This window comes from Aquibacillus kalidii (assembly GCF_014280935.1).
In the GTDB taxonomy this organism is placed as follows: domain Bacteria; phylum Bacillota; class Bacilli; order Bacillales; family Amphibacillaceae; genus Aquibacillus_D; species Aquibacillus_D kalidii.
On record NZ_JACLZI010000011.1, the window covers coordinates 22,946 to 36,189 of the forward strand.

Consider the following 13,244-nt stretch of genomic DNA (forward strand, 5'->3'; position numbering starts at 1 on the left):
TATTATATTATAGATACAATTGCCTTCTGTCAAACAATTTAGAAAAAGGGAGTTTACCACCTACTGGTACGGTTAATATTCTCCCCTTTTCTTTAAATCAATATGCAATTTTAACTCGATTTGTTCATTTGTGTAGTCAGCCTTCGGTTACAGCGGTCATCCTTTTATCCATTTCTTGCTTCAGCGCTTCTAAAAGGTTATCACTTTCTTCATATGTGGTGCTTGATACACCAAAATAGCATTTAATTTTAGGTTCTGTACCAGATGGTCGTAAGCAAACCCAGCTATCTTTAGCTAATAGGTATTTCACAACATTTTCTTGTGGTAACTGTATTGCTTCTTTAGTATCCGTCTTAACTAGATGACGCTCCTGTAATTGGTAATCTTCAATACTTACGACATCAAGACCGCCAATTGTTGAAAATGGATTTTCTCTAATATCATTCATGATAGCAGCAATTTGTTCAGCACCGTCTTTTCCTTTTAACGTTAAGGAATTCATGCCTTCTAAATAGTAGCCGTGCTTCTCATATAGTGTATGCAAAGCTTCTAACAGTGTTTTTCCTTTTGCTTTCCAAAAGCTTGCCATTTCACAGGCAGCCATAGCCGCTTGTAAGGCATCTTTATCTCTTACGAAACTAGCTAACAAATAACCATAGCTTTCCTCATAACCGAATAAAAACTGATTATCGTTTGATTCAAACTCTTTGATCTTTTCCCCGATAAATTTAAATCCAGTTAACGTATCAATGGTATTTACACCATAGCTTTTAGCAACAGTTCTACCCATTTCTGTTGTCACGATCGTTTTAATTAAATAGCCATTTTTTCTCTCTTCTTCCGTGAGATGGGATAGCGTGTAATCAAGTAATAGTGTACCAAGTTGATTACCTGTTAGAACCTGATAAGAACCGTGTCCATCCTTAACAGCAACACCTAAACGGTCAGCATCAGGGTCCGTACCAATCAAGATATCTGCATCACGTTCTTTTCCTTGCTCGATAGCCATTGAAAAGGCTTGGTGCTCTTCAGGATTTGGTGAGGTAACTGTTGAAAACTCTGGATCTGGTTGTGCTTGTTCAGCTACGACATGTACATTTTCAAACCCTAATTGATCTAATCCTTTTAGTACTAAATCGTGTGATGTTCCATGTAATGGTGTAAACACGATTTGTAATGGACCATTTCCCTTGACATCAGTCGGAGATAGCTTAGAAATTGTCTTCAATTCTTTTAAATAGGCTTGATCCACATCTTCCCCAATCCATTCTAATAAGCCGTTTGATTCCACATCTGACTGCTGTTTAACAGGTATTGTTAATTCATTCTCTACCTGATTAACTTTTGAAATAACAGCTCCTGCTTCATCCAATGGAAGTTGACCACCATCTTCGTTATATACCTTAAACCCATTGTATTCGGGAGGGTTATGACTAGCAGTAATCATAACACCTGCGACTGCATTTAAATGACGAACAGCGAACGACAGTACAGGTGTTGGTCGTAGTGATTCAAATACATATGTTTTTATCCCATGTGCACCCAATACCTTTGCAGTTTCTACAGCAAATTCCTTTGACATATGTCTAGAGTCATAAGCAACCGCTACACCTCTAGCTTTCGCATTAGAATGTGTTTCACCTATGTAATTAGCTAATCCCTCTACAGCCTTACGAATCGTATAAATATTCATTCGATTTGTTCCAGGTCCGAGCATACCTCGCATGCCACCAGTCCCAAACGAAAGATCTTTATAAAACGCATCCTCTAGTTCTTTCTCTGATTTAGCCACTTCTTCTAACTGTTTTTTCAATTTATCATCTAGTGAAGTGAAAGAAGTCCATTTCTGATATGTATCTTTCCAAGCCATATTGCTCCTCCTTTAGAAACATTTATTAATAAGAAAATATTAACATATTACCTTCCCTTATTCTATCATGCTTCCTAAAGTTTGAAATAACATAACCTATGTTTATATCTTTCTCTTAAAGGATATGCTATTAATAGAATTAATGATGATAAATCTATCAATTAATTGTATAATTTAGTAAATAATAGAATGAAGGTTGTGTTCGTGTTGTTTCAAACTAGATGGTTTAAAAGCTTAGTAACAGCTATATTAATTTTTATCTTAATATACTTAATATCAATCACAAATTTTATTTTCGTACCAGTAGGAGCATACATTGCTGCTATCGCTGTCCCCATTATCGGTGCGGGATTTATCTTTTATGTGACAAATCCAATTGTTAATTATCTAGAAAAACATAAAATTCCTAGAATAGCTGGAATTATTATTGTATTTCTTCTTATACTTCTCGTCGGGTTCTTATTAGTTAATTACATTGCTCCTATTGTTGAAACACAATTTAATAAATTTATTAATAACATTCCGAATATGGTTAAGCAGTCTAAAACTGTTGTTAACCTATGGCAAGATAGTCAAACATTCTTACCAGAACAGGTATTAGACTACATTCAAGAGTTTACCAATAACCTTGATACATATGTAGAAAACATTACTGGGTTTCTGATTGAGTTTATCGGACAAATATTTGGATTTGTATTTTCCTTTTTCCTTATCCCGTTTTTTCTATTTTTTATGCTTAAAGACGGTGATAAATTTGTCCCATTTATTAGTCAGTTCCTTAGTGAGCCTAAAGCTAATAGTTTCAAAAAATTAACAACAAGTATAAATCATACACTAGCTTCCTTCATCCAAGGACAATTTATCGTTAGTATTTGCGTTGGGGTTATGCTATATATAGGTTATCGTATCATTGGTTTAGAATATTCCATGACACTAGCATTGTTTGGATTAATCATGAATTTCATTCCGTTTCTCGGACCTTTCTTATCAGCAATACCAGCGGTCTTGGTAGCCTTTTTCCAAGAACCGATGACGGCAGTGTGGGCACTTGTTGTCATGGTAATAGCACAACAAATAGAAAGTAATTTTATTTCACCTAATGTAATGGGGCGAGTACTAAAATTACACCCACTAACGGTTATTACGTTAGTTCTTGCAGCAGGAGGTATTGCAGGCTTCCTCGGCTTACTATTTATCATTCCTGCCTATGCAGTTCTTAAAACGATTACCGCCCACTTTTACCAAGAATGGAAGAAAGATCAACCACAGAATGAACAGAATATCATTTAACTATAATAATTAATTAATAGAAGGACTCCTTGAGATAAGGGGTCCTTTCTTATATTAGGATACTATGTTGGTTTCATTACAATTTTTTGCTACCTCTTTTTTCCACTCTATTCCATCAACCTCATATAGCTAATCCATCACGATTAAACATTAACCAGGTCATATACACAAAAAAATCCCCGGACATAAATGCCCGAGGATTATAGTTTAATTATTCAGTCGCAGCTTTAATTTCTTCTTTAAGCTTGTTAAGGATTTCGCCATCTACTTCAGATACATTTTCTATATAGTAATCTTGTAGAGGAACTGCTTTTTCCCTAAATGCTGCACGTTGCTCTTCAGTTAGTTCAATGATTTCAGTTGGGTGTTCTGTGTCATTTTTCATTTCTTCTAATAATTTTTCGTTTTGTGTTTTTTGTTCTTCGAATACCCAAGCTTGCATTTCTTCTACAGTATCATCAACAATAGTTTTTACATTTTCCGGTAATCCGTTATACCAATCTGTATTAACTGTTGTCATGGCAACATAGTTATTGTGGTTAGAGATAGTCATTGTATCTTGAACTTCATGGAATGCTGCGTCATAGATAAAGAAAATTGGGTTTTCTTGACCTTCAACAGTACCACGGTCTAAACCAGTGTACAACTCACTCCAGCTAAGCGCTTGTGGACTTGCACCATACGCTTTATAAGATTCCATCATAAGCGGAGATTCTTGAACTCTCATTTTAAGACCTTCGAAGTCAGCTGGTTCATCAATACCTACATTACTAGTCCATTGCATCGCACCTTCAGTCCAGAATGCAAGTGGAGATATTTGGTGCTCTTCATATCTTGCTCTTAGATCAGTATTTAATGCTTCACTAGTGTTTAAGATTTCTTGTGTTGTTTCTACACTATCTGGGAATAAGAAGTGTAGTGCGAAAAGTTGTCCTTCTTTTACCATATTCCCTGTAAAACCAGGTGACATAACTGCTAATTGAACAGCACCTTGTTGTAGAGATTTAACTTGGTCAACTTCACTACCAAGCCCACCATATTCATATGGTTCAACTGTTATTTTACCATCTGTTTTTTCACTAATTCTTTTAGCAAATTCTGCTGCATATTCATATTGCACTTGACCTTTCGTTTCTTCTGTAATAAATCTCCAAGTTTGTTCCTCAATGTCTGCGTTCGCATCACCTTCTGAACCTTCCGTACCCTCTGATTCTTTTGATGTATCTTCGCCTTGACTTTGATCTGTTTCGTCATCTCCTCCACCACATGCTACTAATAAGAAGCTAAGTGTGACTACCGAGATTAACGCAAATAGAAATTTTTTGTTAAAAATAATAATTACCCCCTAGTAATTTTTTGGTACTTATATTAAGGACTCAACTTTGTATGTGCAACGTATTTATATAAACAAAGCCGAATCAGCTTAAAACCTGTTTACAGTAACATTAAGGAAAGTTGTGGGAAAAGTACCAACAACACTCCTATGAGTAATAACATAATAATGAATGGTGGCGTCCCCTTAATAACATCTAAATAAGATTTATTAAAGACCGCACTGGCTGTAAATATATCAACACCAAATGGTGGTGTAGCTGAACCCAATGCTGCTTGGAAAGTAATAATAATTCCAAGGTGGATTAAACTTACATCTGCTGCAGTTGCAGCTGGTACGAAAATCGGTGTTAAGATTAGAATAACGACAATCGGATCTACGAACATACATCCAATAAAGAAAAAAATACTTACCATTATTAATACATATAAAGCACTTGGATCATTTCCCAATACCGCTTCTGTAATTTGCTGTGGTATTCTTGCAAAACCCAGAACCCAAGTAAATACCTGTCCGCCAGCAACTAATATAAATACTGCTGATGTAACCAACCCAGTAGATAAAGCAATTTTAGGCAGTTCTTTTAAATGAATAGATTTATAAATAATTACTTCTAAAATGAATGCATATAATACCGAAATCCCTGCAGCCTCAACTGGTGTAAAAGTACCTGTATATATACCTCCAATTACAAGAATCGGGAAGCCCAAAGGTAGAAGTGCCTTCCTAGTAAACTTAAATCTTTCTTTCCAGTTCACTTTGTCTGCCAATGGAATCTTTTTAATCTTTGCATAAAAGTAGCTGTAAATGGAGAAGCTTAAAAAGACAATTAATCCAGGAATGATCCCTGCTATAAATAGGTCCCCAACAGAAACTCCAGACCCTGCAGCTAAAGCATAGATAATCATTCCAATACTAGGTGGAACGAGCAATGCGACGTCACTGGAGTTAATAATAAGAGCAATAGCGCTTGAATCTTTATAACCGACTTTAAGCAACCTTTCACGCATTGGACGCCCTATTGCAACAACTGTTGCTTGTGTAGAGCCTGAAATAGCACCAAACAATGTACATGCCGCTGCTGTAGTAACAGCATAACCACCACGAAGGTGACCAACAAATGCTCCTATAAAATCTAATAATCTATTAGAAGTACGTCCTGATGTCATAATATCTGCAGCAAATATGAATAATGGTACACATAATAACACTGGTGACTCAATACCTGTTAACAATTGATCCATAAGTAAATCCGTATTTACAAATGGAAAGAAAATTAACGCAACAGCTATTGGCGCTACTATCAATGGAATCATCATCGGGAAATTTAACAGTAGCAACACAATCATTATCGCCATTAAAGTTAGTAACATAATGTATTCCTTTCTTATTTGTAATAGCCGTTCTTTATAGTACTCATCGTAAACTTACTTTAGACCTGAATTTGATCTTCTACGTCACGTTTCTCTTTATCATTGTAGTCAATAGCATCAATTCCAATATATACTTTGTCTTTAGATCTAATATTGATCCACGTATTACGTACGAATTGAATACCACCCATCAAGAAGCCAATTGGAATAAAGACAACCATTAAATATTGTGGAATTTGTAGGGCAGGTGTAACAGAGCCTGTTTTAAACTCTGACATTACGTAGTTGTAGGAATAATACGCAAGTACAAACATAACAATCGCCGTAACACCATTGATTATTATCATCATAACTTTACGTCCCTTTTTTGGGGCAAAATCATAAAAAGCTGACATACTAATATGTCTTCCTTTTCTTGCAGCGTAGGCTATACCCATAAATGTTGCAATTACAATAGCAAACTTACTGACCTCTAAGTAGAAAAAGAAAGCACTAGAGTTAAATATTTCTCGTGCAATAACATTACCTACGACCATTACTGAAATAACAATTACAGAAAAGCTTAGTATAAACTCTTCTAACTTCATGATGAATTTATCTATTGCTCTAAAAAAATTCACTTCGTTTGTTCCTCCCCTTTCAGGATGAAAAACCGTCTAAACTTATCAGACTATTATAATGTTACAAAAATGTTTCAGCATGTACAAACATGTTATATAGCTATAAATTGGAATTAATGTACAAATTTTAGCCTTAATAAAAAATGTGAGTCGCATCGTTATATATAAGCCAAAATCCTCTCGTTTCTTTTTACATCCTCAAAATATGCTTCTTTCTTGACTTCTACAAGGTTGTTTTATCGTATGAGACGAACTAAATATTAATGCGTGTAGTTATCCTTTTTTTATTGGAAGAATATATCTCAAATTAAAAAGCACTTTCACAGAAAAAACTTCTGAAAAAAGTGCTTTGGCATTAATCTATTTAAAAATATACATACATGAACTCCCTACCATATTGTAGCCTATTTTTTGATAAATACTGTTTGATGTTGGATTGGAAAGGTCTGTGTAAAGCGTACAGAACTTATTGCCTTCATCTAGAAGCTTCTGTGAAAGTGCCGCAACAGCTGCCGTTGCATAGCCCTTTCGCTTATGTTGATCTGGCGTGAATACCGCATTTATTGATGCCCCACTTTTTGACTTACGCGATTGATTCACCATTGAAACAGGTTCCCCTTGTTCTACCCACAAGTAGACAGATTCCTTTTTAATAAATCTCTGAGACATATTACTAGCTTCTTCCGTTGAGAGTGGTTCTAGCGCTTGTTCCCCGAATGCAATTAACCACTGCTTTATCAAGGATGCATGTTTATGTTCAGCTTTTTCTAACTTTCCACTTAGCTGTTTATAAGGATTCACTTGATCAAGTTGGTAAATTAATTGCTCCATTTCAAGTTCAAAGTTCACGTTCACTTTTTTAGCCCAAGACTCAGCAAAGTGTTTAGCTAAACTATCTCTTCCTAATACACCTGGTACAGCTACCTTCTGATCAAATAGAAATTCAACTACTTGATCCACGATCTGCGTATCTATTCCATCGACGTCCGGGAGGATTACATTATGTGGAGGTGTTTGCATAAATGCATAAACTACTTCCCCTTGATTCGTTACAAGCCATAGATTGGCATCCGTCTTTTCAGTTACTATGCGATTTAATAGGCCAAGCGGTAAGTTATTACATGCTTCTTTTTTTAATAACAATGGTTCGATAAGTCTTAGATATATAGCACTGTCATATTCTTGATATACTTTCACGGTAGCTCCTCCTTGATTTCCTTATTTAGATAAATTAACATTTATAGTAATTAAAGGTTGCTTAAAAAGCAATACTGGAGGAATATTTATGTCTAAAAAGGATATCGAGGACAAAATTGAAGAATTAAAATCAGATTATGTGAGAATTTCTGCTGACTTAGAAAAGTTAGATTCTGTAGGCGGCAACACGGCTAATGCAGAAAAACAACTAGAGCAGATTGAGAATGAAATAGCAGATCTTCGTAAACAAATGTAGGCTTAGTTTACTAGTCTATTGGTGGACAAGCCTTAATTACTTAAAGAATGGAAATGGTAGGACATCCCATACTTCGACTTTATCTAACTCTAAATAAAATAAAGAAGACGCAACGGTTACAATTTAATCCAACCATTGCGTCTTTTTTTTTAGGCACTTTTTACATCTATTGTTGCTTTTGTGAAAATTCTATAGACCCTGCAGTAAGAAATAGGATAGACGATCTAACGAAGCGAATTCTTATAGTTTTTCTAATTTCGCGATGTAAGGAGCCCTCTAACGAAGCGAATTCTTATGGTTTTTCTAATTTCGCGATGTAAGGAGCCCTCTAACGAAGCGAATTCTTATGGTTTTTCTAGTTTCGCGATGTAAGGAGCCCTCTAACGAAGCGAGTTCTTATAGTTTTTCTAATTTCGCGATGTAAGGAGCCCTCTAACGAAGCGAGTTCTTATGGTTTTTCTAATTTCGCGACGTAAGGAGTCCTCTAACGAAGCGAATTCTTATGGTTTTTCTAATTTCGCGATGTAAGGAGCCCTCTAACGAAGCGAGTTCTTATAGTTTTTCTAATTTCTCGACGTAAGGAGTCCTCTAACGAAGCGAATTCTTATGGTTTTTCTAATTTCGCGATGTAAGGAGTCCTCTAACGAAGCGAGTTCTTAACTTTCCTTTTATTTCACGACGTTAGAATTCCTTTTACGTCAACAAATCTACAGCGTCGCACTTAACACTCATTTAATTAAAGCGTAATAAGTTACCAGGTTTAATCTCAACTGCGTCATTCTGAAAGCAATAAAATATATCTAAAGAGCCTTTTATTCAGATACTAGTTTAACGCACGATTACTTACTAGTTATTTTTATTCGGCTCTTTACGTTGTTCGAGTAGTTTCTTTTGAATTTTGTTAAATTCCTTACTTGGTGGTGTGAGGCTTACAACTACATCACCAGACTCCGGTTTGATATTCATTTCCTCTGTATAAAACTCCAGCCTTTTCGATGCTTTTAGGATAAAGAGCAATATCGCATATTTATCTCGATCTCGCAAATATTGATCGTAATCGTATTGAGCAGTGATCGTTGTTTTTCGGAACACATATCCACTATTAATCTTTTGAATTAGATCTTCTAGCCCCATTTTTTCTGTAAATAAAACTCTACCACCAATTGTGCGCGTAATATTATCCATGTTGTCTCCGCTCCGGTTTTGAATCGAAAGCCGATAAACGTTATTTCTTCCAAATGTCGGAACAAAGGTTGTACTTACTAAAGCATTGTATGAGTCAGATTCTGTAGTGCTGATCAAGAAATCATATGGAGTCATATCTAAGGAATATTCGGTTTGCTCTGACAAAATCTCACCATGATGAAAATTTGCTCCAGCTTTTCTAGCTTTTTGTAATCTTGACCAAGATGAATCTGTAATAATAGCAGGTATATCAAGCTCCTTAAATATAGCTGCTAAGGTAACAGAGAATTGATTACTCCCGACGATAATAGCCCCAGGGTTTCCTTCTGACGAAAGCTTTAATTTTTTCGCTAACCAACCAATAGAAAATCCATGTGCGCATACAGTAGAGAACACTAAGGCAAAGGTTAAGGATGTAATTATAGTCGCATCTGGAAACCCTTCTTCCGCTAAAACTGAGCCGAAATAGCTAGCTACCGTTAATGCAACAATTCCTCGTGGCGCTATCCATCCAACTAATAGCTTTTCTGCATTTGTTAAATCTGTTCGCCAGGTGGATAAAAAGATCGATAAAGGTCGAACGATAAATAACATTAATAAAACATATCCAATTATGTTGGGGTCAAAAACATCCATTAATGTATCCCTAGTTAAGGATGCTGTTAACATAACAAAGATAGTTGAAATTAGTAAAACAGAAATATTTTCTTTAAAGTGGCGCATATCCCTGATGGATGATATCCCCATATTTGCAAGCGTCATTCCCATTGCAGTTACTGCCAACAAGCCTGTCTCATGAGCAATTTCATCCGCAATAGTAAAACATGCAATCACCGCAATAACAACAACTGGTGACTTAAGAAATTCTGGGATATGCCCAGATTCAAATACCCAACCTATCCCTTTACCAAAGATGGCACCTAAGATGACAGCAAAAATAGCCGCTAATAAGAAAAATAATAAGGAAGTGGGTTGCTCAACACCAGAGATAAAGGAAATGATTTCAAAAGCTACCACAGCCAATAAAGCACCAAATGGGTCAACAATGATTCCTTCCCATTTTAAAATCTTAGCAGGCCTAGGTTTCAGCTTGGATTGCCTTAAAAGCGGAAGAATCACAGTTGGTCCTGTCACGATGAATATTCCACCAATAATAAAGGAAACTGCCCAAGATAAACCTGCTACATAATGTGCAGTTAGAGAACCAAGCAACCAACTGATTAATGCACCCCAGGTTACAATGCGAAAGACTGGTTTTCCAAGCCCTCTTACTTCCTTAAAATCTAAATTAAGGCTACCTTCAAATAGAATAATAGCTACTGCTACTGAAATAAACGGTCTATATAAATCACCAAAGTCCTGCTCTGGATTAATAATCCCAAATATCGGTCCTGCAAGAAGACCAGCAATAGACATAACGACTATTGCTGGCAATCGAAGACGCCAGGAAAGCCATTGTGAACCTACTCCTAAAATACCAATAATCATAAATTCTAATAACAAGGAATGCACCATAGCTCCCCCTTCTTTTTTACTTTTTTGTATATTAACGTGTATATATACATATAGGTAAGATATTAAAGATATAGACCTTATTCTAACCGGGGTATTTTCTAAAGTAAAACGGTTTGTTTATTCTACATTCCTTTTATATATAATGATTAAACTCTATTTTGTGACAAAATTCATTGACAAATGCACTATTGATTGGTAGTATTGACCTGTTTTTTTACTTTCTAAATAGTAAAAATTGGCTGACTATATTGGAGGAACATCATGAATAAACAAACATTTTTTATTGGTTTTATGCTCTTTGCATTATTCTTTGGCGCTGGTAATTTGATCTATCCACCTACACTTGGAATCGAAGCGGGTACTTCCTACTGGAGTGCAATAAGCGGCTTTCTTTTAACCGGTGTCGGTTTGCCTATTTTAGCAATTGTAGCGATTACAATATCTAGTAACCAATCGAAAGACCTGGGTGATGCCATTCATCCTAAGTTTGGACTAATTTTTTCATCCGTTATTTATTTAGCTATTGGACCATTTTTCGGTATTCCTCGAGCAGCAAATGTTGCATACGAGATTGGAATTGTTCCTTTTTTTAAAGAAGATGCTGTACAGTCGATACGTTTATTATTTTTTTCTATCATTTTTTTCTTGTTAGTATTTATTTTTAGTTTAAATCCTTCAAAGTTAGTAGACCGAATTGGGCAATGGTTAACACCATTTCTACTTTTAGCAATAATTTCACTTGGAATTGGAGGCTTTCTACTACTTGATTCCCCTTGGCAAGCTCCTAGTGCCAAATATGAACAGAATGCTTTTTTCACAGGCTTTATCGAAGGCTATGCCACAATGGACGCCATTGGAGCCATTGCATTTGGAATCATCGTAATCACTTCTTTTAAACAAATGGGCATTCAAGACCCTAAGGAGATGATTAAATCAACTCTAAAGGCAGGACTAGTAGCTGGAAGTGGGCTAGTAATTGTTTATAGTATGATTGGTTGGATTGGTGTAAAAATGGCATCAACTGGAACTTACACGAATGGAGGACAAGTTCTTTCTGTTGCTGCTGAGCTTATTCTCGGTAATAACGGAAGAATTTTACTAGGTGTGATCGTTGTTCTTGCTTGTTTCACAACATCAATTGGACTTGCAGTAGCATGTGGCCAGTTTTTCTCTAGAAAAACACCACTTAGTTATCGGGGAGTAATAGCAATCGTTACGATCGTAAGTTTTTTGATTACTAACCTAGGTCTGAATCAAATTATTGCGATTTCCATTCCTATCCTCGTGATGATTTATCCAGTGGCCATGACTTTAATTGTCCTAACGTTAATAAACCAGCCACCAATGGTAGTTCGATTCGCTGTCTTATTTACAGCCTTTATTAGCATATTTGAGGGGTTAATGAGTTTCGGTTTAACTCTTTCATTTATTACACCAGTGCTCGAATCCATGCCTTTCCATTCTATTGGTTTAGGTTGGGTAATTCCTACTTTAATTGGTGGAATAATCGGTAGGGTAATGGAATATGGGAATAGACAGCATGCATGAGCAGCTGTCTATTTTTTTGTTCTTTTATTCCTTAATAGAAATGACTATTTTACCTTTGGCATGATGTGTTTCACTTAATTCATGGGCATCCTTTAATCCCTGCTCACTAAATGGAAATACAGTCCCTACTATAGGTTGTACATAACCATCCTCTATTAAGGCTCCTAATTCCCCAAGTTGTTTCCCGTTAGGATTTAACCAGATTAGTTTTGAATCTATTTCTTCATATTTTTGTTGGATTTCTTCACTTGGATTTTGTACAATAGAAGCAAGCTTTCCACCTTTTTTCAGGATAGAAAAGCTTTTTTCCTGTATTACTCCTCCTAATGTATCTACTACTAGGTCATAGTCCTCTAACAAGGTAGAAAAATCCTGTTCCTGATAGTTTATGACAAGATCCGCACCTAAACGCTCCGCCAGTTCTATATTTTTACCACTTACAGTCGTAGCAACATAAGCGCCATAGTATTTCGCAATTTGAATAGCAAATGTCCCAACACCACCTGCACCTGCATGTACTAGTACCTTGTCCCCTTTTTGAATATTGCCAAAGTCAACTAAGCACTGCCATGCAGTAAGTCCTGCCAACGGTACACTTGCTGCTTCCTCAAAGCTGAGATTGTTTGGCTTTGTGGCTAGTAACTCCTCATCGACAGCGGCGAACTCTGCATACGTTCCCATTCTGGTTGTCGCTGGACGCGCATACACTTCATCCCCAATTTTAAAAGATTGGACCTTATCTCCAATAGCCTTTACAACTCCAGCTAGATCCCATCCTAAGACGATAGGAAATTCAAATGGCAGCGCTTGTTTTAAATACCCTTCTCTTAATTTCCAGTCAATAGGATTAATAGAAGTAGCATGTAGCTCTACTAAAACTTGGTTTTCATTTATTGCTGGGACTGAAATTTCTCTTTCTGTTAAAAGATCTTTCCCTCCGTATTGGTCAATTACTATTGCTTTCATTTTGCAAGACTCCTTTAATTTTATATCCATATTGGATATCGTTTCCGATTTTCTTTTTAACAAAACATGTTAGGATAGAAATAGTAGAGAA

Annotated in this window: 10 protein-coding genes; 3 read left to right on the forward strand and 7 right to left on the reverse strand. The window is 36.0% G+C overall.

The features are described 5' to 3' along the window. Positions 1–136: 136 nt before the first annotated feature. Complete coding sequence (locus H7K77_RS01300) at positions 137–1,870, reverse strand: phospho-sugar mutase (RefSeq protein WP_186575911.1); 1,734 nt, start codon at positions 1,868–1,870, stop codon at positions 137–139. A gap of 189 nt (positions 1,871–2,059) precedes the next feature. Here H7K77_RS01300 and H7K77_RS01305 point away from each other — a divergent pair, with 189 nt between their 5' ends. Then, positions 2,060–3,160: an AI-2E family transporter gene (locus H7K77_RS01305; protein ID WP_235988795.1), complete on the forward strand. Its 1,101-nt coding sequence runs from the start codon at positions 2,060–2,062 to the stop codon at positions 3,158–3,160. A gap of 211 nt (positions 3,161–3,371) precedes the next feature. On the opposite strand, the gene H7K77_RS01310 is transcribed toward H7K77_RS01305, so the two are convergent. From H7K77_RS01310 to H7K77_RS21655, 4 genes are all read right to left on the reverse strand, one after another. Then, complete coding sequence (locus tag H7K77_RS01310; protein WP_186575989.1) at positions 3,372–4,499, reverse strand: DctP family TRAP transporter solute-binding subunit; 1,128 nt, start codon at positions 4,497–4,499, stop codon at positions 3,372–3,374. A gap of 95 nt (positions 4,500–4,594) precedes the next feature. After that, positions 4,595–5,866 (reverse strand): TRAP transporter large permease, encoded by a 1,272-nt coding sequence (locus H7K77_RS01315; RefSeq protein WP_186575913.1) that lies wholly within the window; start codon positions 5,864–5,866, stop codon positions 4,595–4,597. A gap of 59 nt (positions 5,867–5,925) precedes the next feature. Continuing rightward, positions 5,926–6,486 carry a TRAP transporter small permease gene (locus H7K77_RS01320; protein WP_186575914.1) on the reverse strand — a complete coding sequence of 187 codons (561 nt, stop codon included), beginning with the start codon at positions 6,484–6,486 and terminating at the stop codon, positions 5,926–5,928. 360 nt (positions 6,487–6,846) lie between these two features. Continuing rightward, complete coding sequence (locus H7K77_RS21655) at positions 6,847–7,683, reverse strand: GNAT family N-acetyltransferase (protein ID WP_186575915.1); 837 nt, start codon at positions 7,681–7,683, stop codon at positions 6,847–6,849. A gap of 88 nt (positions 7,684–7,771) precedes the next feature. Between H7K77_RS21655 and H7K77_RS01330 the strand changes: the two genes are divergently transcribed. Beyond that, on the forward strand, positions 7,772–7,939 hold the full coding sequence (locus H7K77_RS01330; RefSeq protein WP_186575916.1) for an SE1832 family protein: 168 nt from the start codon (positions 7,772–7,774) through the stop codon (positions 7,937–7,939). 846 nt (positions 7,940–8,785) lie between these two features. On the opposite strand, the gene H7K77_RS01335 is transcribed toward H7K77_RS01330, so the two are convergent. Next, positions 8,786–10,639: a cation:proton antiporter gene (locus tag H7K77_RS01335; RefSeq protein ID WP_186575917.1), complete on the reverse strand. Its 1,854-nt coding sequence runs from the start codon at positions 10,637–10,639 to the stop codon at positions 8,786–8,788. Between the two features lie 261 nt (positions 10,640–10,900). Between H7K77_RS01335 and brnQ the strand changes: the two genes are divergently transcribed. Beyond that, positions 10,901–12,187, forward strand: a complete 1,287-nt coding sequence (brnQ, locus tag H7K77_RS01340; RefSeq protein ID WP_186575918.1) for a branched-chain amino acid transport system II carrier protein — start codon at positions 10,901–10,903, stop codon at positions 12,185–12,187. Between the two features lie 24 nt (positions 12,188–12,211). Here the strand turns inward: brnQ and H7K77_RS01345 are convergent, their stop codons facing one another. Next, a complete protein-coding gene (locus tag H7K77_RS01345) occupies positions 12,212–13,153 on the reverse strand; it encodes an NADP-dependent oxidoreductase (protein ID WP_186575919.1) in 942 nt (313 codons plus the stop codon). Positions 13,154–13,244: the final 91 nt, after the last annotated feature.